Origin of the sequence: Mucilaginibacter gossypii (assembly GCF_017569325.2) — a bacterium.
GTDB lineage: Bacteria > Bacteroidota > Bacteroidia > Sphingobacteriales > Sphingobacteriaceae > Mucilaginibacter > Mucilaginibacter gossypii.
This window is the reverse complement of sequence record NZ_CP071878.2, coordinates 2,069,462-2,095,073: the sequence shown is the minus strand read 5'-3', so window position 1 is coordinate 2,095,073 and position 25,612 is coordinate 2,069,462. Positions and strand designations below refer to the sequence as shown.

The following is a 25,612-nucleotide window of genomic DNA, read 5'->3' as shown; positions in this document are numbered from 1 at the left end:
AATTATTTAGGTGAACAGCGAATTGGTTAATCCAGACTTACGAAGTTTCTAAAAACTTCGTAAGTCTTATCTGCTGCCAATTTATGCAAGAGAAGATTAATCCTACAAAAATATCGGCCTGTCCAATTTCATGGCAATCCGGTACGCAGCATTCATCAACCCTACATGGCTGTAAGCCTGGGGGAAATTACCCCACTGGCTTCCGTCACGCTCATCAACATCTTCGCTAAAAAGCAACAGGTGATTGGAGTATTGCAGCAGGTTGCCAAACTCGCGCTGGGCATCATCCAAACGGCCAACAGCAGCCAGCGCTTCTACATACCAAAATGCGCAGATCAGGAAAGTAGTTTTAGGCTTACCAAAATCGTCGGTATATAAATACCTGTAAAATAATCCATTAGGAGTCTTTAGCTCTTTTTCTAATGCAACTAAATGATCCTTCGCTTTCTGCGAATTTGGGTCAAGATAGTTCATCATAATCAATTGCAAAGTGCTGGCGTCAAGGTTACTGCTCCCGGCCGAGTTGGTGTAAACTTTGCGCACCGGGTCATAGCAGCTCTCGATATGCGCGGCCGCACGTTCTTTAAGAGAAATGGCCTTATCAATCAGCTCCTGGTTTTGGATGGTACGCGCCATTTTTTCGGCAGCGGATGCGCCTGCCCATTGAAACAGGTTGCTGTAACAATGAATGTTGGCCATATTCCTGAACTCCCAGATGCCGGCATCTTTTTCATCAATGGTATGCTCTATCTTACTCAACAGAAAGGCTATCCAGTGAACCGAATCTTTTCGTTCCGAAAAAACAAAACGATGATCGGTGTATAATGGGAGCAGGGAGATCAACACCTGGCCGTAGATGTCATTCTGAATGTGTTCAGACGCCTGGTTGCCAACCCGCACCGGCTGGTTGCCCATATAGCCTGCTAAATCAGTTAAAATATGCTCTACAAGGTCTTTTTTACCGGTAATGCCATAAAGCGGCTGGTAACGTTCCATTTCCGAAAAGGTGATATCAGTAACATAGCCGAAATACTTCTCCATCTCCTCAAAATGGCCAATGTGGTTTAGCGCGGTTATTACGTAATAAGTATCGCGCAGCCAGCAATAACGATAATCCCAGTTACGGCCGCTTCCCGGCGATTCGGGCAGGCTTGTGGTACTTGCGGCAATAATGGCACCGGTATCCTCATACTGGTGTATTTTAAGGGCCAAAGCAGAGCGGATTACAAAGGGCTGAAAATAAGTAGCAATTGACGAGTGTTTGATCCATGTACGCCAGTATTGCACGGTTTCGGCCAAAAACCGATCAGCTGTGCTGACGAGCGGCGCTTCAAGCGGTTCGCCGTAGGTCATGGCCAGGTACTTGGTTTCATTGAGTACAAAAGCCTGCCCATCAAAAACATAACTTATGGAGATATTGGTGGTAAGGCGGATGTTTTCTTCGCCGCCCAGATATTGGATATGATTGCTGCCACGGTTTACACTCAATTTAACAGCACCATATTCAGATACTGGGGCGCACTTTACAATGATGCGCGGCGATCCCTCAATAACCTCAATTTTCCTGATCAGCATTAATGGTTTATAATAACGCTGATGCTGGTAAAACCTTGGTGCAAAATCGGTTATGCGATATTTGCCGCCGCTTGCAGGACATATTTCTGTAATTAAAATATTGGTATTTTCCAGGTAATGTTGATTGGTAGTGTATTCCCCTTCCGGACGGATCGAGAATTCGCCGCCCTTATCTTTATCAAGGAGGCCGCCAAAAATAAAGGTACTGTCGAACCGGGGCCAGCACAGCCAGTCGACATTGGTGTTTTTATTAATATGGGCTAAAAAGGCGCAATTGCCAATTATACCGGTATCATAGGTGTGTTTACTCATAGATAGCTGTTATTAATTTCAAACTTCAACAACACAGTCTTTGTAATGTTGGCGTAAATAATGCGATTATTTAAAGTTTGTTTGCATTTGTTTATGAATGTATAGTAACTTAGTCGTATTAAATTACCATCAAAAATCTATCATCATGAGTTTAAGACTGGGCGATAAGGCGCCAAACTTCAAAGCAAAAACATCAGAAGGCGAAATTGACTTTTACGAATATTTAGGGGATAGCTGGGGCGTGCTATTCTCGCACCCTGGCGATTATACACCTGTATGTACCACTGAACTTGGCAAAACTGCCGCGTTAAAAGATGAGTTCACTAAACGCAATGTTAAAGTATTGGCGCTTAGTGTTGACTCGGTTGAATCGCACCACGGCTGGATCCAGGACATTAACGAAACACAGGGTGTTGAAGTTAACTTTCCGATCATTGCCGATGAAGACCGCAAAATTTCTGAAGCTTATGACATGATCCACCCCAATGCCTCGGTAAATGCCACAGTACGCTCATTATTTATTATTGGCCCTGATAAAACAGTTAAGCTTATTATCACTTACCCCGCATCAACCGGCCGTAATTTCCAGGAAATTTTAAGGGTTATTGACTCATTGCAGTTAACCGCCAATTACAGTGTGGCAACGCCTGCCGACTGGAAAGAAGGGGAGGACGTGGTGGTAGTGCCGGCAATTAAAACTGAAGATATCCCTGCCAAATTTCCAAAGGGTTTTACCCTGGTTAAGCCCTATTTGCGCCTGACACCACAACCAAATAAATAATTTTATTTGGTTTATTTAATAATTTTATATATTTGAGGGAAGCAGGGTATCTATTCCTTCTGAACCAATAAGCCTATTTGTTTTCAGTTTGGTTTTAGTTGATCTTAACACGAATTTTTTATTACGATTATTATAATTATGAAAACTGGAAAAGTAAAATGGTTTAACACACAAAAAGGCTACGGCTTTATTATTACCGAAGAAGGTAAGGATCTTTTTGTACACTTTAAAGACGTGCAAGGCGGTGTAAATGCGATTAAGGATAATGACAGCGTCACGTACGATGTGGAAGAAGGAAGAAAAGGATTACAGGCAGTAAACGTTAAAAAAGCATAAAATATATAAAATTATTGAGCAAAACTTACTTACAAAACCTCTGTCATGACAGGGGTTTTTTTGTGCCGATTTTTTTGTTTTTATCTTCATAAATCACCTACATTAGCCAACCAATTTTTACACGATATGACCGATGTTACCAACGCCAAAGCCACAAGGAACGCTGTTTTCTTAGTACTTGTTGCTTCCCTGGGCTATTTTGTTGATATATATGATCTTTTGGTTTTTTCTATAGTACGCATCCCCAGCCTTAAAGATATCGGCTTAAATGCACAGGATATAACCGATAAAGGTCAGTTCATTATCAGCATCCAGATGTTTGGGCTGTTGCTTGGCGGTATCATATGGGGCATTGTCGGTGATAAGCTGGGCCGTATTAAGGTGCTTTTTGGTTCGATATTACTTTACTCGATAGCCAATTTTGCCAATGGCCTTGTTCATGATGTAAATACTTATGCCATAGTAAGGTTTATCGCAGGTTTGGGGCTTGCAGGAGAACTTGGTGCTGGTATTACCCTGGTTAGCGAAACATTAAGCAAGGAAAACCGGGGTTACGGAACTATGATGGTAGCTGTTATTGGCTTGTTTGGCGCTACCGCTGCTTATGCCGTAGCTAAATTTGGCTGGCGTAATGCTTACTTTGTAGGCGGCGGCTTAGGGATTTTATTATTGCTTCTTCGTGTTGGTACTTTTGAATCGGGCATGTTTAAGAATGTTGAGAACAGCGATGTATCCAAAGGCAACATGCTCATGTTGTTTACCAACTGGGAACGTTTAAAAAAATACCTGTTTTGCATCCTGATAGGCGCGCCGCTCTGGTACGTAGTGGGTGTATTGATCAGTTTTTCGGATAAGTTTGGTGCTGCTTTAGGGGCTAAAACCCTGATCAAACCGGGCGACGGCATTTTTTACAGCTACATTGGCATCGCCATTGGTGATATTGTGGCCGGCTTACTGGCTCAGGTTACCAAATCGCGCAAACTAACGATGGCTGTATTTCTGATTATATCATTAATTAGTGTCCACTTTTATTTAAGCAGCTACGGCATTACTCCAGAAAAATTTGCTGTATTAAGCTTTTTTATGGGTTGTACAGTAGGTTATTGGGCAACGTTTGTTACCATTGCGTCCGAGCAATTCGGCACCAACATCCGTTCAACAGTTACCACTACTGTACCCAACTTTGTGCGCGGCTCACTGATCCCGATAACTATAGCATTTAATGCTTTCAATGCAAAGTATGGGTATATCAAATCGGGATATATCATGATGGGGATACTTACTGCTGTAGCCCTGTTATCCTTAAGCCAGTTAAAGGAAACCTTCGGCAAGGATTTGAATTACGTAGAGATAAGCTAAAATCGGCCAGGTGTTCAATTTTTAAAAAACGGGTGTTCAAAAATGTTCCGTTTAGGCTAATGTTAAAAACACAGGCATTGATTATCAGTTGTTTACGTTTTTAGCAATAAATAATGAACGCATAAGTCATTGATTATCAATCGATTTATTTTTACGGGGTGTTCACACCTAAAAAAGTTGAACACTTTCAATTATCGGCTGTAAATGCGGGTAGCTACGGGTTTCCGCGTTAAAAAAAGGCCTTCCGCTGCAATTCCCAAAATTCATTACTTTTACAGCCTATGATCAGCAAAGAACAAATAGCCGAAGATTATAAACAAATACAGGATGAGATCTGCACCGCACTTGAGCAATTAGATGGCGCCGCAAAATTTGAGGAGGAGATTTGGGAGCGCGAGGGCGGAGGCGGGGGGCGTACCCGGGTTATCCAGAACGGTAACATCCTTGAAAAGGGCGGGGTTAACTTTTCGGCGGTTCACGGTCATTTGCCCGATACCATGAAGCGTGCCCTACAGGTTGAGCAGGATGATTTTTTTGCTACCGGTGTATCAATTGTGATCCATCCCAATCACCCGCTGGTACCTATCATCCACATGAATATCCGTTACTTTGAAATGCCATCAACCATGGGCGACAGCCAGAAACCGGTTCGCTGGTTTGGCGGAGGCATAGATCTAACGCCTCATTATGTAACAGAAGATGACGCCCGTTTTTTTCATGCAGGCCTAAAAGCTGTTTGTGATCAATACTATGCCGATTTTTACCCCCGGTTTAAAAAATGGGCTGATGATTACTTTTTCATCAAACACCGTAATGAAACCCGTGGAATAGGCGGCATATTTTACGACAGGCTTACCGCTAATGATGAGTTAAGTTGGGAAGATATCTTTGAGTTTTCAAAATCTGTTGGCCGCTCTTTTGCACCCTTATATACTGAGTTGGTTAACCGAAATCGCGATAAATCATTTACTGAAGCGCAACAGCTTTTCCAATACCAGCGCCGCAGCCGCTATGCAGAATTTAACTTGGTTTATGATGCCGGCACCAAATTCGGGCTGGAAACCAATGGCCGGATTGAATCAATATTAATGAGCCTGCCGCCTACGACCAAATGGGTTTATGACTATCATCCGGTAACTGGCAGCGAAGAGGAAAAAACACTATCTTTATTAAAAAAAGGCATTAACTGGGTATAGGCTTTTAGCTAATAATATCACCAATGAAAAGATCTATTGTGCCGGTACTCGGTATTTTACTGTTATGTGCTTTCCGTTTTGATGACAGTCCGCTTAGAGGCGTCTGGGAATACCGCGGCGGTATAATTAACGGCAAACTTGATGCTGCCCCTGCAGCTTATAAACTACAACGGGATTACGACAACGAGCATTACAAAGCGAGGGTAATAGAAGAAGGAGAGAAAACCCAGGTATATGAAAAGGGCGATTACCAGTTAAAAGCTGACACCTGCTTTGAAACCCAAACCTATTGTATGCAGGAGTCAAAACTGCTTAACAAAACCATAAAATACAACTACATAATCACTAACGATACACTTAAACTGCTTTCGGTTTTGCCTAACGGCAACAAGGTTGAAGATTACTGGGTAAGGGTGAAATAAACCTGTATTAAAGTAACAATATCGTTAACCCCGGGGCAATATGTTCCCCCGGTTTATTGTTACTAAGTTGGCGCAATCCCAAGTATTTTTTTAACTTCGCAGGTCGTTGAAAAATCAATTTTAACACGCAATTATAAGAGAAGGTTCTACAAATAATTAAAAATGGCTGAAGGAACAGAAAACGATAATTCACACGCAGAAGACAGGATAATTTCGATAAATATTGATGAGGAAATGCGATCGGCGTACATTGATTATTCAATGTCGGTGATTGTTTCCAGGGCGCTGCCCGATGTCCGCGATGGACTGAAACCCGTTCACAGGCGCGTACTTTACGGTATGCTTGACCTGGGTTTAACCAATAACAAACCCTATAAAAAGTCTGCCCGTATTGTGGGTGAGGTGATGGGTAAGTATCACCCGCACGGTGATAAATCGGTGTACGACACCATGGTACGTATGGCTCAGGAGTGGAGCTTACGCTACTTACTGGTTGAAGGCCAGGGCAACTACGGTTCGGTTGACGGTGACGAACCTGCGGCAATGCGTTATACAGAAGCACGCTTACAAAAGCTTGCGGAAGAGATGCTTGCTGATATCAACAAAGACACCATTGATTTCCAATTAAACTTTGACGACTCGCTACAGGAACCAACCGTACTGCCATCCAAATTTCCTAATCTGCTGGTTAACGGCGCTTCGGGTATTGCGGTAGGTATGGCTACCAATATGGCTCCGCACAACCTATCGGAAGTTATCGATGCAACTATGGCATTAATTGATAACCGCCAGATCGAGGTTGCCGAGTTAATGAAATATGTAAAAGGCCCTGATTTCCCTACAGGCGGTATTATTTACGGGTACGACGGCCCTCGCGAAGCGCTTGAAACAGGCCGCGGCAGGGTTGTGATCCGCGCACGTGCGGAGATTGAAACCTATAATGGCGAACGTGAACGCATCATTGTTAGCGAAATACCTTACCAGGTAAATAAAGCTTTGATGATTGAGCGTACTGCCGAACTGGTTAACGAAAAGAAACTGGAAGGTATTTCGGCTATTCGTGACGAATCGAGCCGTGAAGGGATCCGCATCGTTTATGAGATCAAACGTGACGCTAATGCGGCCATTGTATTGAACAACCTGTTTAAATATACGGCACTCCAAACATCGTTCAGTGTAAACAACATCGCGCTGGTTAATGGCCGTCCAATGCTGCTCAACCTGAAGGACCTGATCCATCACTTTGTTGAGCACCGTCATGAGGTTGTTGTACGCCGTACTAAATTTGAACTTAATGAGGCCGAAAAGCGTGCGCATATCCTTGAAGGTTTATTGATCGCTTTAGATCACCTTGATGAAGTTATCCGTCTTATCCGTGCTTCACAAACTCCTGATGAAGCAAGGGAAGGCTTGATGAGCAGCTTTGGTTTAACTGATATCCAGGCACGTGCAATCCTTGATATGACCTTAAGGAGGTTAACAGGACTTGAGCGTGACAAGATCAAAGATGAATATGCTGCTTTAATGAAACTCATTGAACACTTAAAAAACATCCTGAGCGACGAAGGCTTAAGGATGCAGATCATTAAGGATGAGTTATTGGAAGTTAAGGAAAAATATGGCGATGAGCGCCGTACCGAAATGGTTCACTCATCTGCAGAAATGCAAACTGAAGACTTTATTGAGGACGAAGATGTTGTAATTACGATTTCGCGCGAAGGCTATATCAAACGCACCCCGCTGACTGAATACCGCAGGCAAAGCAGGGGAGGTAAAGGCGCTATTGGCAGCAACAGCCGTGATGAGGATTTCATTGAGCACTTGCTTATTGCCTCAAATCATAACTATATGCTCTTCTTTACCGAATCGGGACAATGTTTCTGGCTCCGGGTGTTTGAAATACCAGAAGGCACACGTACCTCAAAAGGCCGCGCTATCCAGAATATTATCAATATTCCGAAAGAAGAGAATATCAAGGCCTACATTAAACTGATTTCGCTTAAAGATCAGAACTACCTTGAAAATAACTTCATTATCATGTGTACCAAGAAGGGTACCATCAAGAAAACCTCACTCGAGGCTTACTCACGTCCACGTTCAAACGGTATCAATGCCATCAACATTAACGAAGGCGATTCATTACTTGAGGCAAGTTTAACAAGTGGCAGCAGCGAAATTGTGATGGCACTTAAATCTGGCCGTGCTATCCGTTTCAACGAGTCGACAGTAAGGCCTATGGGACGTACAGCTACCGGTGTTCGTGGTATTACGCTTGATGACGAGAACGATGAGGTAGTTGGCATGATTGCAATTGATGACTCTGAAACAACAGTATTGGTGGTATCAGAAAAGGGATACGGTAAACGTACCGACATTGAAGACTATCGTGTTACAAACCGTGGTGGTAAAGGTGTAAAAACATTAAATATTACTGAAAAAACCGGAAACCTTGTTGCCATAAAAGGTGTTACAGATAAGGAAGACCTGATGATCATTAACAAGTCAGGTATTATTATCCGCATAGCTGTAAGCGAATTAAGAGTGATGGGCCGCGCCACACAGGGCGTAAGGCTGATAACGCTTAAAAACAATGATGAGATAGCTTCAGTAGCCAAAATTGAGCATGATGAGGACGAGGAAGTAAAAGAAGGTGATGAAAATGCAGAAGGCTCTGATACCACAGCCGAAAATACAGGCGACGGTGATACAGCTGAAAATGGTGCAGAACCATCGACTGACGATAAAACAGAATAATAAATATGCACTACCGCAAGATCATTTTATCGGTTTTAATTACAAGCTTTACTACAACTTTTGCCTTCGCACAAAAAGAAGCGCTGAAAGTTGTAGTAAATAACCTGGCTTTTTATAAACAGAAAAACGACCTGAAATATTTGGCCGCGGCCAAAAAATCTGCAGATAGTTTGATCATTACCAAGTCGGACACGGCTGATATTGAAAAAAACCTTTATCGGGCTATTGTAAATTCAAGCATCCTGTATATCGATTCGTTAAACAAACTCGGGATGCCCGCAGATATGCTTGACAAAACAACCAAACTGGTTGATCGGCTATCGGGTATGAACAAAATTTTCAAATACCAGTCAGAACTTGATTATACCAGGCGCTGCCTGGCAAACGTTTATATCCGAAAGGGGTTTGATGCGGTAAATAATTCAGATTTCACCAATGCTAAAACTTCGTTTGAAAACGCGAAAAAGTATGCGCCGGCGATGAATCAGATCAATACCTATATCGCTTTCGCAAACAATAAAGCCGGTAATTTGCAGGATGCCGCTGTGTATTATAGCAATATGCTAAGGGTTGACAGTGCACGTACTGAATATATTGAAACAGCATCAAATATCTATAAATCATTGGGGGATACGGCCAAGGCCTTACAGATTCTCCAAAAAGGGAGGAAAATCTTGCCTAATGACAGATTTTTATTACTTGATGAAGCCAATATCTATAACAACAAAAAAAATTACAAAGCCTTAGAGCCTCTAATTGGCCCTCTGCTTGATATTAATGCAAATAACGCCGATATTGCATTTGTTGCTGCTAATTGCTACGATCATTTAGATAAATTTGATCAGGCAGAATCTCTTTACTTACACGCCATTGAACTAAGCGGAACATATTTTGATCCGGTATTTAACTTGGGGTTATTATATTTAAAGCAAAGCACAACTTCGAAAGGGGAGAGGAGCATCCAGGACCTGGGACGGGCCATTCAATGGCTTGAAAAGGCCAATGAAATATCACCGAATAATGTAAACAGCCTGCAGGCTTTGCAGTTGGCATACGCAAAAACCAATAACCAGGATCAGTTAGACAAAATAAACAATAAACTAAAACAGTTAACCAATCAATAATAATCATGAAAATCAAACTTTTGATGGCGGGCCTGTTAGGCTTGGTTTCAGCAGCAGCTTTTGCACAAAAAGGCGAGTTAAATACCGCAAAAGAAGAATATGAAAAATATTCGGGCTTAAGGGGCCAGCCGGCAATGGCAGCAATGGCAGGCAAAAGCCTCACTACCGCAAAAGAATCAATTGACAAAGCTTCAGCCAATGAAAAAACCGCTACTTTGCCGCTTACTTACGCCGTAAAAGGTTCAATTTATTCAGCGTTAGCTGTTCAGGATACTGTACCTGCTACTTCATTACCATTGTTTACCACAGCCGAGGAAGCCTTGAAAAAAGCTAAAGAAGCTGACACCAAAGGCGAAAATAAAAAAATGATTGATGAGGCATACTTAAACCTGGCTCAATATCAATTGACTAAAGGTGTAAAAGAATATTCGTCAGGTAAATATGACCTTGCCTACAAATCATTTGATTTTTACCGGACCGTATTGCCTGAAGATACCAATGCCATTTATTACACTGGTCTTGCAGCTGCAAACGGAAAAAATTATCCGGCGGCGATTTCAAACTACAGTAAACTGGTAACTACAAAATATTCAAAAAATGCCGGGGTTTACCTTGATCTTTCTTCATTATATCTCGCCAGTAAAGATACTGCAGGAGCTCTCAAAGCAGTATCTGAGGGTGTAACTAAATATCCTACAAACAGCGACCTACGTAAACGCGAAATCGAAATTAGCCTGCAAACAGGAAAAGAAAAAGAAGTTACAGATAAGATCCAGGCAGCTTTAGCCAATGATCCTAAAAACAAAACTTTGTATTACTATGCAGGGTTAACTTATTCACAAACAGCCGATAATTACGCAAAAGAAGCGGGTGCAACTAAAGATGCTGCTGCAAAAGCGAAACTGCAAGCCTCAAAAGCAGAGGCTTATGTTAAAGCTGGCGAAATGTATAAGAAAGCTTTAGAAATTGATCCTAATTATTTTGAAGCTAATTTAAACTACGGCTATGTAATACTTAACCCAGCCATTGACGCTTATAATGCTGCTAATAAATTGCCTGCTAACAAACAAAAAGAATACGATGCTGCTATTGCCAAAGCTAAAGCTCAGTTTGAACAAGCGAAGCCATATTTGGTAAAAGCTGTTGAACTTCAGCCAAAATCAATTGACGCATTGCAAAATTTAAGAACCTATTATTTAGGTGTTAAAGATGATGCGAATGCCTCAAAATTAAAAGCCCAGATTGATGCTTTACCAGCCAATCAATAATTAGATAAAACAATATAAAAGGAGGGTCTTGAAAAAGATCTTTCTTTTTATATTGCTATTTAACATAATGTTAATTATAGGAATTATTTATAGAGCGATTTTTAAGATCTGAAGTACCCAAACTTATGCCGAATTGCACGGATGCACAACTGATATTTACAGCCATTCACATGAATGTAAACTAAATGAAAAGTAGTTTACAATTTGAGAGTCAATAAGCCGCTGCAAGCTGCTATTGGGTGCGGAATAAATATATTTGACATAGCAAAAATGCTGTATTAGCCGGCTCGGAATTATTCATTTTTTTGATCGAACTCAATTGAAAATTAAAGCTATTTAACACAATAGACTTTTTCGGTTAAATAATGTGAGTCATATGGCGAAGCATTGCACGACCTCCAAAAATAAATTTTACTCTTTATATGATAACAGATCAGAACTTGATGGTTAGCGTTTGCTGTACAACTTATAATCATAAAGATTTTATTAGTCAGGCTATCGAAAGTTTCCTGATGCAGGAAACTAATTTTAGGTACGAGATTGTTGTTGGCGATGATTGTTCAACCGACGGCACAACTGAAATATTGAGATCATACAAAGAAAAATACCCGGATAAAATCAAGATAATTTACCCGGAAAAAAACCGCGGTGCTCATTTAAATACAATTAATACCATCAATGCATGTGAAGGAAAATATATTGCTCTTTGTGACGGAGATGACTTTTGGACAAGTCCACAAAAGTTGCAAAAGCAAGTCAATTTCCTGGAAAATAACCCGGAATATATTATTTGCTGCCACTACACAAGGGTAATTGATATCAACAATAATACCCTGAATATCGAGCCAAATCCTGTGCCGCTTGAGTATACTTATCAAGATTTATTAGTTGGCAGGCAGGTAGAAACTAAAACAGCAACTGTTGTTTATCATAACATTCCTGAAGTACATGAATTATTTCAGGAGCCATGGTATACGAGTTGCTATGCAGCCGATAAATTCTTTAAAATCTTCGCCACATTCAACACCGGGCGCAAAGTATATGTAATGCCTGAGGTTATGAGCTGCTATCGCAATCATGTTGGCGGCATTTGGAGCATGATAAGGAATGATGCCCGGATGGAAATGGTTATCAGTGATTTTAATCTCATCATCAGGCGTTTTCGCTATCGCGGAATGCAAAAGAAAATGCTGCTGATGTTGTATCTTAAAAGATATATACTATTTGAATTAGGCCGGTTTCGGTTACGTAAGGCTTTTGATACTGTAAAATACCTGCTTTAAACTTTATTCCATTTTGAGGCATAAACTGCTTCGTATTATTGACTAACAAGCACCCCATGCCCTACCCTCGGGCATATAATCAATAATTAGATACGTAATTAAAACCACTTATGAGCTATCGAAGTTTCACCATACGTAATAGAAAAGATTGGGACGAATATATAAACCGGTCATATGCGCACGAGGGATTTCATACCTGGTATTATCACTCTTTAAATAATGAAGGCGAGCCGCTTTTATTTGTTTATGAAGAAGATGCAGTTTTTATAGCATTACCTGTGATCAAGAGGAAAATTGAAGGTTCCGAATACTTCGATATGACTTGTGTGTATGGCTATTCAGGGCCTTTATCCAACATATCCCTTGAAAACTTGCCAACCGCAATAACTACAAAATTCAAGGTTGCATTTACAGGTTTTATGAAAGAAGAATTGGCCATTTGTATCTTTTCAAGATTACATCCGTTCCTCAATCAGCATCATTTGTTGGAGAATATTGGCGGTATTAAAGATAACGGCACAACGCTGTACGTTGATCTTTCAATGTCTGAAGAAGAACAACGGAATGGCTATGACAAAAGACTTGGTCGGCAGATAAGAAGCCTGCGAAAAATGGGCTTTGTTATTAAAGAGGCAGATACAATTCAGGAAATTGAACATTTTGCGGAAATGTATTATAAAAATATGGATAGGCTCCATGCTTCATCTAATTATTATTTTGATGTTCAGCATTTCATCAACCTTCTTAATGAAGAGTACATGAAAAACAAACTTATTTTAATATACAATGGGCCTAACCTTATGTGCGGAGCGCTCATTTTATTGTCTGATAACATTGTTCGGAATCATCTTTCGGCCACGTCGCCAGATTACCTGAGTATCTCTCCGAGTAAATTATTAACAGATGAAATAAGCATGATTGGAAGAAGATTAGGAAAAAAGATCTTTCACCTTGGGGGCGGCGTAGGTGGAAAGGAAGACTCACTTTTTAATTTCAAAAAGCTTTTCTCCAACTTACAGGTAAAAGATCGGATCTGGTGCTATATCAATGATGAGCCTGCATATAACGAGCTTGTTTTAAAATCGGGCGTGGATCCCAATCCTGAAATTAAATTCTTTCCATTATATCGTCATCCTAACAGAAAAGCACAGTCAACTACCTCTGAACCAGAAACCACCACAATTGAAAACCTTAATTAATTACAGAAATGAAAAATAAGTTTAACTATTCCGATGCTGACCTTGCCGTATTCGACCGGGTAATGGATGAATATGGATGGATTATATATGAAAATGCTCTGGACAATGAATTCATTGACGAAATAACAGATTCATTGATACCTGCATACGATATCAGGCGTAAAATTCAAATTGCAAATGGCATAGGCGATAACATGAATGGAACGTTACACCACCTTGTTGAACGGGAAAGATTTTCACTAAAGTTTCTTGAACGAAAATATTGTGCAGATCAGATAATGCATTTCTTAAAAGGAAATTACATTATAAATTCGCTGGGCGCGGTCATCAATTTAAAAGATGAAAAACCATATGTTCAAAACATCCATCGGGATATAAGAAGCTTTACCGGCGATTTTAAAGTAATGATTCAAATGATGATAATATTAGATGATTTTACTCTTGAAAACGGATCAACTTATTTTCTGTCAGGCTCGCATAAAAGCGATGAAAAGCCGGAAAGTAATTTTTTTTACAAAAATGCAGATCGTGCCAATACAAAAAGAGGCAGCATTATCTTGTTTGACTCCAACTTGTGGCATGCGGCTGGTAAAAATTATACTGATGCAACACGGCGGACATTAACCATGGCTTTTACTAAGCCCTTTTTTAAACAACAGCTTGATTATCCAAGATTTTTGGGATATGAATTTGGCGAAGGATTAAGTGATGACCTTAGGCAAGTTTTGGGTTATAAATCCCGGGTGCCGGAAAACTTAAACGAATATTATCAGCCTGTTGAAAAAAGAATGTACCAGCCCGGTCAGGGCTAAATTCAAAATTTGGCATCTATTGTCAATGCTGTTTAATCTTTGATTTTAAAATCTGCCTTAAACTAACAACAAGGCTACACTTGTGTTATTAAAACAAAAATTTAAATCATGGATTTTAAACTTAATGATAAAACAGCTCTCGTAACCGGATCAACAGCCGGAATTGGCTATGCTATTGCAAAATCATTAGCCAACGAGGGCGCCACGGTATATGTAAATGGCCGAAACCAAACCAAGGTTGACGAAGTTGTAAAAAAGCTGATTACCGAAACCGGTAACCATAAAATTAAAGGCATTGCTGCTGATTTTTCAAATATTGCGCAAGTTGGAGCGCTAACAGCGCAACTGCCGGAAGTTGATATTTTGGTAAACAACGTAGGCATTTTTGAACCTAAACCATTTACCGAAATTACTGATGCCGACTGGCTGAAGTTTTTTGAGGTCAATGTACTAAGCGGGGTAAGGTTGTCAAGAGCCTATTTTGATAAAATGATCAGTAAAAATTGGGGCCGTATTATATTTATCTCCAGTGAATCTGCATATCAGATCCCCGAAGAAATGATCCATTATGGCACAACCAAAACTGCTCAAATTGCAGTTGCACGTGGTTTGGCTGAACTTACTAAAAGCACAGGTGTCACTGTAAATACTGTTTTGCCCGGGCCAACTTTATCTGAAGGTGTGGGCGATTTTATTGAGGCTTTGGCGAAAGATCAGGGTTTGAGTAATACTGAGGTAGAAAAAGATTTTTTTACTAATGTGCGTGGCACTTCATTAATAAAACGCTTTATTACTACAGAGGAAATTGCAAACATGGTTACCTATATTGCCAGTCCGCTATCGGCAGCAACTAATGGCGCAACTTTACGCGCTGATGGCGGGGTTATAAAAACAGCATTCTAAAACTTAAGGGAAAAAGCATAAAAAATCCCGGTCAGGCGTAATACCTGGCCGGGATTTTTTATGCTTTTTAAATTTCTAATGTTTTGTAGTGTCTTTTTTGCTCGTGTCGGTCTTAGCTGTGTCAGTAGCCGCCGGTGCAGGTGCACTTTGACTTGTTGAATCCATTTTTGTACTGTCAGAGCCATCGCCTGCTTTTTTTTCCGAGCTACAGCTGGTTGCAATAGCGCCGATCATTGCCGCGACAAGTGCGAAACTTAAAAATTGCTTTTTCATAGTTATTTGCTTTTGATTAAATGATCAATTTATGATGAACCATACTATTAACGAAGCTTTAACCGTATTGTTTACCGGTAATTCTGGATTTTATTATCTTTTTATTTTTAAACATACGCCTGTTTGATTCACATTTGCCACTTATTGTTTAATTTTTTTCTGATCTTTAAGCGCTATGGTGGTATCCGAAGGATTATTAAAGTGGGTAATGCGCTTCTACCCTCCTCTCCTTTTCCAGCGTATCTGGGTAGTTAAATTCAGCAAAGGCTATCGCGGTGTAAAGGTAAAAGTCAGGAAGAGTTTTCTTAATAAAAACTACAATAACTCAATTTTTGGCGGCACGCTTTTCTCGGCCGCAGATCCCTTTTACCCTATCCTGTTTTATCAAATATTTAGCCATAAAGGTTATAAACTTACTGTTTGGTCGAAATCGGCAACGGTAAAATACGCAAGGCCGGCAGCAACAAATTTATTTTTTGATATCGAGCTATCAGACAGTGATATAGCCGAAGCAGAGCATGTTTTAAATACAGCTGGGAAATTTATTCGCTCGTTCCCTATTGACATTTACAATAAAGATGGCGAAATATGCGTATCCCTCATGATTGAGGTATATGTTCGAAACTTAAACTTTACTGATACTACAATATAACTTATACTGATGACTGTAATTATGAATGACGAAGCGTTTGAAAAAAAAGGCTTCAAAATCTCAACCGATAAAAACCTACTTAACGTTGATGTTATTTATGATTATCTGAATAATGAATCGTACTGGGCAAAAGGCATCCCGCGTCAAAAATTAGCCAGGGCAATTGAAAACTCCATGTGTTTTGGCATCTATCTCAAGAATGAGCAGGTGGGTTTTGCGCGCGTTGTTTCTGATAATGCTACGTTTGCCTATATCTGCGACGTATTTATTTTACCCGGCTACCGAGGCATAGGCCTTTCCAAATGGCTGGTACAAACCATTGTCAAGCATCCCGACCTGAAAGGCTTAAGAAGGTGGTCTTTAGCTACAAAGGACGCACACAACTTATACAGCCAGTTTGGCTTTTCACCCATCTCACGCCCTGAAACTTGGATGGAAATTTTTACACCATATATTAAGCCCCAATAATAATCGAAAGGCTATGAACAAAACAAACGTTAAGAAGCTGATTTTTGAAGGTGAAGGCGTTACTGTCGATTTTAAAAAAACGATAACCAGTTGCGAAAAAATAGCCCGGACAATGGTATCATTCGCTAACAACAAAGGTGGTAAATTACTTATTGGGGTTACTGATGACGGCACAATAAAAGGTGTAAAATCAGACGATGAGGAAAGGTACATGATAACAAAGGCAGCTCATTTTTTTTCGAGGCCGGCGCTTGAACCTGTTTTTGAAGAGGTATATTTTGATGATAAACTGGTACTCGTTGTAGAGATAACCTCAAGCGAGCTAAAGCCTCATTATGCTCTCGCCGAGGATGGTAAATGGTGGGCTTACGTACGCGTTAAAGATAAAAGCGTATTAGCCAGTAAAATTGTGCTGGAAGTTTTAAAACGTTCGTCAAATGATCAGGGTGTTTTAATTGAGTATTCTGAAAACGAAAGTACCTTGCTTGGCCATTTGGAAAAAGCTGGCCGCATTACCATAAAAGAATGCAGTGAACTGCTTAAAGTTGGGCGCCGGCGTGCTCAGAATGTACTTGTTGACCTGATATTATCAGGCCTGATCAAAATCAACACAACCGAAAAGGAAGAATATTATACAGCCTGCTGACTTTTGTGTGTACCCGAATGGTTACTTTTACGCTCCTGTTGTCTGAGTAATTATGAGAGCCGTTTACCAAAAATACAAACCTTATTATCTTGAAAGCCTTAAGTTGGCTATCCCGGTAATTATATCAAACGTAGGGCATACGCTCGTTCAAATGTCTGATACCATCATTGTGGGGCATTTTGCGGGCACTGTTTCTTTGGCCGCGGTATCAACCGTAAACAGTCTGTTCATGGTTCCGCTGGTGATTGGTATGGGGATATCTTATGGTTTAACGCCACTTATCGCCCAAAATAATGGCCGAAAAAATCATAAAGAATGCGGTCTGTTATTATCCAATAGTTTATTCCTGAATATGCTGAGCGGAATTATCCTGTTTTGCGGAATTTACTTTGGCACCATGTTACTTATCGGCCATCTTGACCAGTCGCCAGCGGTTGTAAAAGAGGCTAAGCCATATTTATTTTTGCTTAGCTTGTCCCTAATACCCCTGCTTATTTTTAATACGTTTAAGCAATTTGCAGAAGGGTTGGGTTTCACCAAGCAAGCTATGATGATATCTATATGGGGTAACCTTATTAATATTTTGTTCGGGATAATTTTTGTTAAGGGCCTGTTTGGCATCCAACCAATGGGTATCAGAGGTGTTGGCTACAGTACACTGATTGATCGTTGCTTAATGGCAACTGTTATGGGTATCTATGTTTTCCGTTCAAAAAATTTTAAAACTTATTTAACAGATTTTGCCATTAAGAATATCGATAGGCTTCGAGGTATCCAGATCATGAAAATCGGTGCGCCTGTGGCAATGCAGTACACATTTGAGATCAGCGCCTTTGGCGGCGCTGCATTATTGGTTGGCACCATCGGCATAGTTGCTCAGGCTGCACACCAGGTTACTATAACTATGGCATCCATGACTTATATGATGGCAAGCGGCATTGGTGCGGCTGCAGCAATTAAATCGGGTAACTATTTTGGTGTAAGCGATCATCGTAATTTAAGGCTTGCGGCTATCTCCAATTATCACATTGTATTGCTTTTCATGACGTTTACAGCAGTAGTATTTGCTTTAGGCAGGCATCTTTTACCATGGATTATTACTTCGGATACAGAAGTAATAACTATTGCATCACAGTTACTTATAATTGCAGCATTTTTTCAGCTGTTTGATGGCGCACAGGTTGTTGGGCTTGGTGTGCTAAGGGGCATGGGCGATGTAAATATCCCAACCGTTATTACTTTTCTGGCGTACTGGATAATTGGTTTGCCTGTTGGTTACCTGCTTGGTATTAAATTAAACCTTGGGGTTTATGGGGTTTGGTATGGCCTTGTGCTGGGCCTCGGGACTGCCTCGGTACTTTTATTTGCACGGTTTAACCTGCTTAGCAAAAGCCGTAAGCAAAAGCCGGTAATACCAGTAATAGCAAAGGATTAAAAATAGAGGTCGATAGCCGCCTTGAACGTATTACAGTGCGCTTCTACAATATCTTTAATTTGTGGTGAATACCCTCCTCCCATACTTACCTGCACCGGGACATTGTGTTTGACGCATTGTTCAAAAACAAACTGATCGCGGGCTTTACATGCGTCTTTACTTAATGCAAGCTTACCCAGCTTATCAGTAGCCAAAATATCAACACCCGAAAGGTAAAAGATAAAATCGGGCTTATGTTGCTCAATCAATCGCGGCAGCGTTGTTTTAAGTATGTCGAGAAACTCGCCATCACTTACGCCGTCTTGTAAAGGGATATCCAGATCAGATTGCTCCTTTCTGTAAGGGAAATTGTTAGCCCCATGCATTGAGAAAGTAAATACTCTGGACTCATTTTTAAAGATCTCAGCTGTGCCGTTGCCTTGATGCACATCTAAATCAATTATTAAGATAGATGTAGCTAATTTATTGTCCAATAAATAATTAGCTGCAATAGCTTGGTCATTTAACAAGCAGAAACCTTCGCCCCAGTTACTGCCTGCATGATGTGTACCGCCTGCAACATTGAACGCGACACCATCGTCAAAAGCGTACCGGCAGCCATCAATTGTGCCTTTTGCTATCCTGATCTCCCGTTCAGCCAATTGCGCCGATAAAGGAAAACCCGTGCGGCGTTGTTCCTTCGGTGAAAGCGTGAGGTCTCGAAGCTGGTGCCAGTAATTTTCATCATGGGTACGGGTAATGATATTTTCTTCCAGCAGCCCCGGCGAAAACAGATTATCCCTACCTATCACGCCTTCATATAATAACTGGCCCGGGATCAGTTCATACTTCAGCATAGGAAAGCGATGCCCTTCGGGCAGCGGATGGGCATATATCGGATCGTAAGCTATTTTGAGCATACCTTCTATCCTATCAACTCTCCAACATGTTTTTGAATATTGTCGCAAATGCTATCCAACGGTAAATCATTAGCATCCCGACCAAAAGGATCCTCAATTTCTTCAGCTAATAACTCAATACTCGCAAAAACAAAAAGTACAAAGCAGATTATCGGAATAATAAAATATTTGAGATCAAAGGCCCAGGTAAAAGGCAGGGTCATGATGTACGTAAAAATAAATTTCTTGATAAAAACATTGTACGAAAACGGAATAGGCGTTTTCTTAATTCGTTCACATGCACCGCAAATATCTGTAAAAGAAGTAATTTCAGCTGTTATACTAAACAATTGCTCCGGGTTGATAGCGCCTTCTTTATTTAACCTGTAAATGTTTTTAATCATTTCAGAAGCTACCTGGTTGGGTACATGTTTTTGTGCATCAACACTGATGAACGACTGCTCCTCCGGAACATATTCATCCCGTAAATGATCTCTCAGGGCCCTTGCATAACGCGGAATAGCGTAATTAAAAAAAGCCAGTTCATTTTCGCCAATCAGATGTTTTAATTTGATGGCAAGGTTGCGGCTATTGTTAACCAGGCTTCCCCAAATCTTACGCCCTTCCCACCAGCGGTCATAAGCAGAGTTGATACGAAATGCCAGTAATAAGGAGAATACAAAACCTATTGTTTGATGAATAAAGATTACCTTCTTAAGTATGCTTGTATCGGGTAGCTGCCAAAAATCAATCAGGAAATAAGTAACAACACCTGCATATGCACCTACGGCAAGCATAAGTGGAAATAACTCGCGCAGCGTTTCGGCCTTGTTTATTTTAAAAATGAATGAAAACCACTCTTTGGGATTGTAATAAACCATATAACTCTGAAAATTTAAACAGCTTTTAATGCATCAGCCATCAACCTGGCTGCTTGGTAAACATCCTCAAATGTATTGTAAAGCGGTACAGGGCTCAGGCGGATCACGTCCGGTTCGCGCCAGTCTCCTATTACGCCATTTTGCGCAAGGTAGTTGAAAATAGCTTTGGCATTTCGTTTACATACCACTGAAAGCTGGCAGCCGCGGGCAACTGGATCGGCGGGTGTGATGATCTTATAGATCACTTCACCCTGCTCTTTATTAATGCCCTGAATCAAAAACTCCAAATATCCCGTTAAATGAATGCTTTTTTGACGAAGGGTATCTAACCCGCCCGCATCATCAAAAATAGCCATAGAAGCTTTAAATAAAGCGAGGAGCGGAATTGGACTGGTGCTTATCTGCCAGCCGGCTGCCCCAACTTCCGGGTCAAAGCCCGGGGCCATCAAAAACTGCTTATCACGACGATATCCCCACCAACCCGCAAATCTGTTCAATTCCTTATCGGCAAAATGTTTTTCATGCACAAAAATGCCGCTTATACCGCCCGGTCCGGAGTTCATGTATTTGTACGAACACCAGCAGGCAAAATCAGCGCCCCAATCGTGCAACTGCAAGGGAACATTCCCCGCAGCATGGGCCAGGTCAAAACCGGCATAGGCGCCTGCGGCGTGGGTGGCATCCGTAATTGCTTTCAGATCAAAAAACTGGCCGGTGTAGTAATTGATCCCACCAAACAACACTAAAGCAAGCTCTTCTTTATTTTCATCGATAGTTTTGAGGATATCTTCGGTACGTAAAATAACCTCGCCCTCACGTGGGAAAATCTCGATTATAGCTTCCTTAGGATCAAGTGCATGGAACTTAACCTGGCTTTCTATAGCATACTGATCTGAAGGGAAAGCGCCTCCCTCCATTATTATCTTAAATCGTTTAATATCTGGTTTATAGAAACTTACCAACAGTAAATGAAGATTTACTGTAAGTGAATTCATTATGGTTACTTCATTTTCCTGCGCGCCTACAAGGCCGGCAATTGAGCCGGTAATAGATTTGTGATAATCAAGCCAGGGATCATCTCCCTGAAACCAACCTTCAACAGCAAGGTTTTTCCAGGTGTTTAATTGATCGGCTAAATATTGTTGCGCGGAAACCGGTTGCAAGCCAAGCGAGTTACCGCAAAGGTAAACCGCGTCTTCACCATTGTGCTGGGGAATTAAAAAACGACTTCGGAAATTTTTTAATGAATCCTGCTCATCCTGCTGCCGGGCAAACGCCAGATCGTTTTGATAGTTCATTCGCCAATATTACAAAATAGGAAGCTTATTTGTTGGGCTTGCTTACGTAAATATTGCCTTTCACATAGAAACGGTAAGGCAGCAAGGCATCTTCGGCAGCGTAGGCTACCCCTATCCGTGGGCCGGCTTTTATCTGATCATCAGGGAAATGAAGGCCGCGGTCTTCAAGCCAGATGGTATCGCCTTGCAAACTAAACGCATTGATATTGCGCGAAATGCCTAAAGCTCTGGCTACCGAACCGGGCCCGGCAGTTATGGTTGGCTTAAGAACCGGCATGTTGCGCCGTACCTGCATTGCTTCAATTCCTTCGGTAGGCTGAATAGCCCGGATAAGAATTGCCTGCGGATGCCCATCGCTTGAGGTAACGATATTAAACATTTCATGAATACCATAACAGAGATAAACATATGCAATCCCCCCCTGCATGAACATGGTTTTAGTCCGGGGGGTAAATCGATTACCAAAAGCGTGAGAAGCTTTATCTATTACACCGTTATAAGCTTCTGTTTCAACAATATATCCTCCTGTTGTTATACCATCAATGCAAGTAAATAAATACTTACCTAACAGATCTTTACTGATACTTACAACATCGTTACCCAGGTAATAACTTTCAGGTATTTTCATTTTTTCAGGATCCCCTTCAATAATTTGTTAATCTCTTTTGCCTTGTCAAAGATCATGATATGTGTACCTCCTTTAACAATGGTGGCGTTTTTTATTCTTTTGTAATCAAACACCAAATCCATATCACCGGTGATGTGATAGAGGTTTGGCGGGATAACTTCGTTCTTCCAGTGTAAAATGGCATACATAGCCCATTTCATAAATACCGGCGATGATCTTTTGAGCATATCGCTAAATAACCAGGCATCCTCCTGACTCATGTGACCAAACAAAGGTTTGATCATAAAACCCATCAAATTAAATACTTTTCCCGGGACAAGTTTGTAAACAGGCAGCGCGTGAAAGAGTTTAAAATACCATGGCGCCTCATCACTTGTTTTAATACTGGAAATCAAAATAACCTTTTCGGCAGGGATGAGCTTCGCTATTTCAACAGCGACAATCCCGCCTAAGGAGTTGCCGATCAGTACTGAGTTTGATTTTATATTGTATTGATAAATAAGCTTTTGTGAGTATGAAATTAAAGTATCAATAAAAGCCGGTTCTATCCAGTCTACCGTAATTACCTCATGGTCATCACTGAGGTTAATATTGTTGTATACACGCGTATCAGCACCGAGACCGGCAATAAGATAGATCCTGCTCATTAAAAATTAATAAGCTTTACTATTTGTTCAAGATATTGCGCATCGGTTTCATTAAACTGATCAAGTAATTCGCTATCCACATCCAGCACTGCTACAACTTCGTTATCTTTAAATACCGGCACTACAATTTCCGAGCGGGAAAGTGAGCTACAGGCAATATGCCCAGGAAATGCATCAACATCTGGCACAACCAAAGTTTTAGCCTGCTGCCATGCCGCTCCGCAAACGCCTTTCCCCAAGCCAATGCGGGTACATGCAACCGGACCCTGGAAAGGCCCTAAAACCAATTCGTTTTCTTTAACCAGGTAAAAACCTACCCAAAACCATTTAAACTGCTCTTTTAAGGCTGCCGCTACGTTTGCCATATTAGCAACGAGGTCAGGCTCGCCATAAAGTAACGCTTCTACTTGAGGGACAAGTGTTGCGTATTGCTCTGCTTTATCGGTCGATGTATTTATTGTTAGATCTTCTGCCATGATGTAAAAGTAAGGATGCCACGTTGAAACTAAATAAGGCAAATATCATATTTAATCTTTTATTTAGCATTTACATGATAGTTAGCCTTACTATAATCCGATACCGCAAGCTGTTTGTTCCTTTTGCCCTGTTGGCTATGGCTATTCATCGCCTTCCCCTATTGATGCAAAAAGGATGCAGTTTTTACAAACTTCTTGGCTCTGGAAAAAACGGAACATTTGACCTTGAACCCGACTGGCAACAATGGGGCTTGTTGGCTTGCTGGGATAGCAGGGAAAATTTTGACGCATTTTATAACAGGTCGTTCGTCCCATCCTGGTGGAAGCTGTTAGGTACTGAAAGCTGGACTATGATTTGTCAGCCCCTGCAAAGCCACGGGAGTTGGGATGGAAAAGAGCCATTCGGCAAGCCCGATGCAAGCGACATTAATGGCCCAGTCGCCGTACTCACACGCGCAACAATCAAACTTAGCAGGTTAAAGAATTTCTGGGCTAATGTAGATACCGTTGCAAACATAATGACATCCGCTCCCGGATATATAAATTCATTTGGCGTTGGCGAAGCTCCGGTATACAGACAAGCTACATTTTCTGTTTGGGAAAGCCTGGAACACGTCAAAGCTTTTGCATATAAAAGCCCCGAACATGCCGAAGTAATTAAAAAGACAAGAAGCGAAGGCTGGTATAGCGAAGAGCTTTTTGCGCGGTTTAAACCAATCGCGAGCTTTGGCACCATTTACGGAAAAGATCCGCTGAACGGTTTATTGAATAAATAAAAAAGACATGAGAATTATTGCAGAACTTCCCCATCCGGATTTTAAAATCTCTATCCTGAATATGAACAATAAGTTTATTGTAAAGGTAGAGCAGGGCTCCCTTGAGCAGAGTTACAAGATCCCGGAAATGGATTTAACCGACGGGGTTAACAGCGTTTTTGAGTTGCTTGATGAAGAGTTTTTAAAAAAGATAGCTGCCCGATTTATCGACATGCGTAACGATTATAAAGACGCTTATTTTAGATATAACTATTGAAACAAGGTCATTAATACTGTTGATAATCAGATTTTTGCAAAAAAGTATTATTCTAAACAGAATTTAATTTGGCAAAATAAAGGCTTTTTAAATTATGCTTGTCTTTATTTTACACCATATCTAAATAATAGATTTAATAAAATAAACTTAATATATTGATAATTAATATTTTATAATATAAAACGAAATTTTATTCTGCGTTGATTTTAATGGAATAAATGAAAGGTCAAGCCAATAACAGGTCGCAATACCAAAAACCGGAAGGTTTGGTATCGGTAGCAGAAACGCAGTAATCATCGGCGTTTTTCGGCGCTGCGTATTCCTTAAAAATTTTCACCCCTGTTTTGTATTCAATTGGGTTTTTAAATATCGGCCCTTTAAAAGTGAAGGTGTGGAACTCCCCGTTTTCGCCGCAACCGTCAACATCGTCAGGCAACGCATCAATTAACTCGCGGCTGATCTCTTTACCAACAATGCGTTCCAAACGTTGCTGGGTACAGGCTATCACAGTTCCGAAACCGAGGTTCAAAAATTCATTTATCAATTCGGATGTATCCCTTTTCCATAAGGGGTAAATACCTCTGAGCCCAACCTCGCTTAACCGTGCATCGCGGTAATCTTTTAGGTCCTGCAAAAATATATCTCCAAAAACGGAATGGGTTACACCTTCATTTTTAAACCGGTTTAAATGGTATCGCATTACATCGTCATATTCCTGCATGCCCGGTATTTCGGGCAGGCGTATCTGATATAATGGAATGCCGATAGCTTCTGTTTGTTTAGTCAGTAATTCCGTCCTTACACCATGCATGGAAATCCTGTCGGCTGCATCATTGATCGTAGTTACAAGATAGGCGATTTCAAGATCCGGATTTTGCAGGCAATGATATAAAGCGAGGGCGCTGTCTTTACCGCCGCTCCAATTGAAGATACACTTCATATTTAATTATTGAATTAGAAAGTTAATGAATTAT

At 40.8% G+C, this 25,612-nt stretch carries 27 protein-coding genes; 18 read left to right on the top strand and 9 right to left on the bottom strand.

All coding sequences use genetic code 11. The features are described from left to right. Window positions 1-102: 102 nt before the first annotated feature. Window positions 103-1,887, bottom strand: coding sequence for a glycoside hydrolase family 15 protein (locus J3L18_RS08855; RefSeq protein ID WP_129570204.1), 1,785 nt, complete (start codon window positions 1,885-1,887; stop codon window positions 103-105). A 145-nt stretch (window positions 1,888-2,032) separates the two neighbouring features. Here J3L18_RS08855 and J3L18_RS08850 point away from each other — a divergent pair, with 145 nt between their 5' ends. The 12 genes from J3L18_RS08850 (at window position 2,033) to J3L18_RS08795 (ending at window position 15,324) form a co-directional block, all read left to right on the top strand. Then, on the top strand, window positions 2,033-2,668 hold the full coding sequence (locus J3L18_RS08850; protein WP_129570203.1) for a peroxiredoxin: 636 nt from the start codon (window positions 2,033-2,035) through the stop codon (window positions 2,666-2,668). 138 nt (window positions 2,669-2,806) lie between these two features. Beyond that, window positions 2,807-3,004: a cold-shock protein gene (locus J3L18_RS08845; protein ID WP_090525558.1), complete on the top strand. Its 198-nt coding sequence runs from the start codon at window positions 2,807-2,809 to the stop codon at window positions 3,002-3,004. A gap of 126 nt (window positions 3,005-3,130) precedes the next feature. Further along, on the top strand, window positions 3,131-4,363 hold the full coding sequence (locus J3L18_RS08840) for an MFS transporter (protein WP_129570202.1): 1,233 nt from the start codon (window positions 3,131-3,133) through the stop codon (window positions 4,361-4,363). Between the two features lie 281 nt (window positions 4,364-4,644). Beyond that, window positions 4,645-5,559: an oxygen-dependent coproporphyrinogen oxidase gene (hemF, locus tag J3L18_RS08835; protein WP_129570201.1), complete on the top strand. Its 915-nt coding sequence runs from the start codon at window positions 4,645-4,647 to the stop codon at window positions 5,557-5,559. Window positions 5,560-5,582: 23 nt separating this feature from the next. Beyond that, the gene (locus J3L18_RS08830) at window positions 5,583-5,981 is read left to right on the top strand and encodes a hypothetical protein (protein WP_129570200.1); all 399 of its coding nucleotides are present in this window, start codon (window positions 5,583-5,585) and stop codon (window positions 5,979-5,981) included. A 162-nt stretch (window positions 5,982-6,143) separates the two neighbouring features. Next, window positions 6,144-8,735, top strand: coding sequence for a DNA gyrase subunit A (gene gyrA / locus J3L18_RS08825; protein WP_091164620.1), 2,592 nt, complete (start codon window positions 6,144-6,146; stop codon window positions 8,733-8,735). A 5-nt stretch (window positions 8,736-8,740) separates the two neighbouring features. Continuing rightward, window positions 8,741-9,859 carry a tetratricopeptide repeat protein gene (locus J3L18_RS08820; protein ID WP_091164626.1) on the top strand — a complete coding sequence of 373 codons (1,119 nt, stop codon included), beginning with the start codon at window positions 8,741-8,743 and terminating at the stop codon, window positions 9,857-9,859. A 5-nt stretch (window positions 9,860-9,864) separates the two neighbouring features. After that, entirely contained in the window at window positions 9,865-11,127 is a 1,263-nt protein-coding gene (locus tag J3L18_RS08815) for a tetratricopeptide repeat protein (RefSeq protein ID WP_129570199.1), read from the top strand. 422 nt (window positions 11,128-11,549) lie between these two features. Continuing rightward, entirely contained in the window at window positions 11,550-12,410 is an 861-nt protein-coding gene (locus J3L18_RS08810; RefSeq protein WP_129570198.1) for a glycosyltransferase family 2 protein, read from the top strand. Between the two features lie 110 nt (window positions 12,411-12,520). Then, complete coding sequence (locus J3L18_RS08805; RefSeq protein ID WP_176844408.1) at window positions 12,521-13,609, top strand: GNAT family N-acetyltransferase; 1,089 nt, start codon at window positions 12,521-12,523, stop codon at window positions 13,607-13,609. A gap of 62 nt (window positions 13,610-13,671) precedes the next feature. After that, on the top strand, window positions 13,672-14,421 hold the full coding sequence (locus tag J3L18_RS08800) for a phytanoyl-CoA dioxygenase family protein (RefSeq protein ID WP_223266200.1): 750 nt from the start codon (window positions 13,672-13,674) through the stop codon (window positions 14,419-14,421). Between the two features lie 108 nt (window positions 14,422-14,529). Next, a complete protein-coding gene (locus tag J3L18_RS08795; RefSeq protein WP_129570196.1) occupies window positions 14,530-15,324 on the top strand; it encodes an SDR family NAD(P)-dependent oxidoreductase in 795 nt (264 codons plus the stop codon). Window positions 15,325-15,399: 75 nt separating this feature from the next. Here the strand turns inward: J3L18_RS08795 and J3L18_RS08790 are convergent, their stop codons facing one another. Next, window positions 15,400-15,597, bottom strand: a complete 198-nt coding sequence (locus J3L18_RS08790) for a hypothetical protein (RefSeq protein ID WP_091164641.1) — start codon at window positions 15,595-15,597, stop codon at window positions 15,400-15,402. A 175-nt stretch (window positions 15,598-15,772) separates the two neighbouring features. Between J3L18_RS08790 and J3L18_RS08785 the strand changes: the two genes are divergently transcribed. The 4 genes from J3L18_RS08785 to J3L18_RS08770 are packed head-to-tail and all read left to right on the top strand — an operon-like array spanning window position 15,773 to window position 18,798. Next, window positions 15,773-16,249, top strand: a complete 477-nt coding sequence (locus J3L18_RS08785; protein ID WP_091164644.1) for a DUF4442 domain-containing protein — start codon at window positions 15,773-15,775, stop codon at window positions 16,247-16,249. A 9-nt stretch (window positions 16,250-16,258) separates the two neighbouring features. Beyond that, window positions 16,259-16,717: a GNAT family N-acetyltransferase gene (locus tag J3L18_RS08780; RefSeq protein ID WP_091164647.1), complete on the top strand. Its 459-nt coding sequence runs from the start codon at window positions 16,259-16,261 to the stop codon at window positions 16,715-16,717. A gap of 13 nt (window positions 16,718-16,730) precedes the next feature. Continuing rightward, window positions 16,731-17,363 carry an AlbA family DNA-binding domain-containing protein gene (locus J3L18_RS08775; protein ID WP_091164649.1) on the top strand — a complete coding sequence of 211 codons (633 nt, stop codon included), beginning with the start codon at window positions 16,731-16,733 and terminating at the stop codon, window positions 17,361-17,363. Between the two features lie 52 nt (window positions 17,364-17,415). Beyond that, on the top strand, window positions 17,416-18,798 hold the full coding sequence (locus J3L18_RS08770; RefSeq protein ID WP_129570195.1) for an MATE family efflux transporter: 1,383 nt from the start codon (window positions 17,416-17,418) through the stop codon (window positions 18,796-18,798). On the opposite strand, the gene J3L18_RS08765 is transcribed toward J3L18_RS08770, so the two are convergent. Genes J3L18_RS08765 through msrC form a run of 6 tightly spaced genes read right to left on the bottom strand, consistent with a single transcriptional unit; the run spans window position 18,795 to window position 23,606 of the window. Next, window positions 18,795-19,697, bottom strand: a complete 903-nt coding sequence (locus tag J3L18_RS08765) for a histone deacetylase family protein (protein WP_129570194.1) — start codon at window positions 19,695-19,697, stop codon at window positions 18,795-18,797. The genes J3L18_RS08770 and J3L18_RS08765 overlap by 4 nt on opposite strands. A 5-nt stretch (window positions 19,698-19,702) precedes the next feature. Further along, window positions 19,703-20,557 (bottom strand): bestrophin family protein, encoded by an 855-nt coding sequence (locus J3L18_RS08760; protein WP_090525589.1) that lies wholly within the window; start codon window positions 20,555-20,557, stop codon window positions 19,703-19,705. A gap of 14 nt (window positions 20,558-20,571) precedes the next feature. Beyond that, the gene (kynU, locus tag J3L18_RS08755) at window positions 20,572-21,855 is read right to left on the bottom strand and encodes a kynureninase (RefSeq protein ID WP_129570193.1); all 1,284 of its coding nucleotides are present in this window, start codon (window positions 21,853-21,855) and stop codon (window positions 20,572-20,574) included. 25 nt (window positions 21,856-21,880) lie between these two features. After that, the gene (locus J3L18_RS08750) at window positions 21,881-22,483 is read right to left on the bottom strand and encodes a DNA-3-methyladenine glycosylase (RefSeq protein WP_129570192.1); all 603 of its coding nucleotides are present in this window, start codon (window positions 22,481-22,483) and stop codon (window positions 21,881-21,883) included. After that, on the bottom strand, window positions 22,480-23,130 hold the full coding sequence (locus J3L18_RS08745) for an alpha/beta hydrolase (RefSeq protein WP_129570191.1): 651 nt from the start codon (window positions 23,128-23,130) through the stop codon (window positions 22,480-22,482). Before J3L18_RS08745 ends, J3L18_RS08750 begins: the two co-directional genes overlap by 4 nt. After that, a complete protein-coding gene (msrC, locus tag J3L18_RS08740; RefSeq protein WP_129570190.1) occupies window positions 23,130-23,606 on the bottom strand; it encodes a free L-methionine (R)-S-oxide reductase MsrC in 477 nt (158 codons plus the stop codon). Before msrC ends, J3L18_RS08745 begins: the two co-directional genes overlap by 1 nt. A 74-nt stretch (window positions 23,607-23,680) precedes the next feature. On the opposite strand from msrC, the gene J3L18_RS08735 reads away from it, so the two are divergent. Continuing rightward, entirely contained in the window at window positions 23,681-24,382 is a 702-nt protein-coding gene (locus J3L18_RS08735) for a DUF3291 domain-containing protein (protein ID WP_091164683.1), read from the top strand. Between the two features lie 7 nt (window positions 24,383-24,389). Further along, window positions 24,390-24,638, top strand: coding sequence for a hypothetical protein (locus J3L18_RS08730; protein ID WP_090525603.1), 249 nt, complete (start codon window positions 24,390-24,392; stop codon window positions 24,636-24,638). Between the two features lie 226 nt (window positions 24,639-24,864). On the opposite strand, the gene J3L18_RS08725 is transcribed toward J3L18_RS08730, so the two are convergent. Next, window positions 24,865-25,578, bottom strand: coding sequence for a Dph6-related ATP pyrophosphatase (locus tag J3L18_RS08725; protein WP_129570189.1), 714 nt, complete (start codon window positions 25,576-25,578; stop codon window positions 24,865-24,867). Window positions 25,579-25,612: the final 34 nt, after the last annotated feature.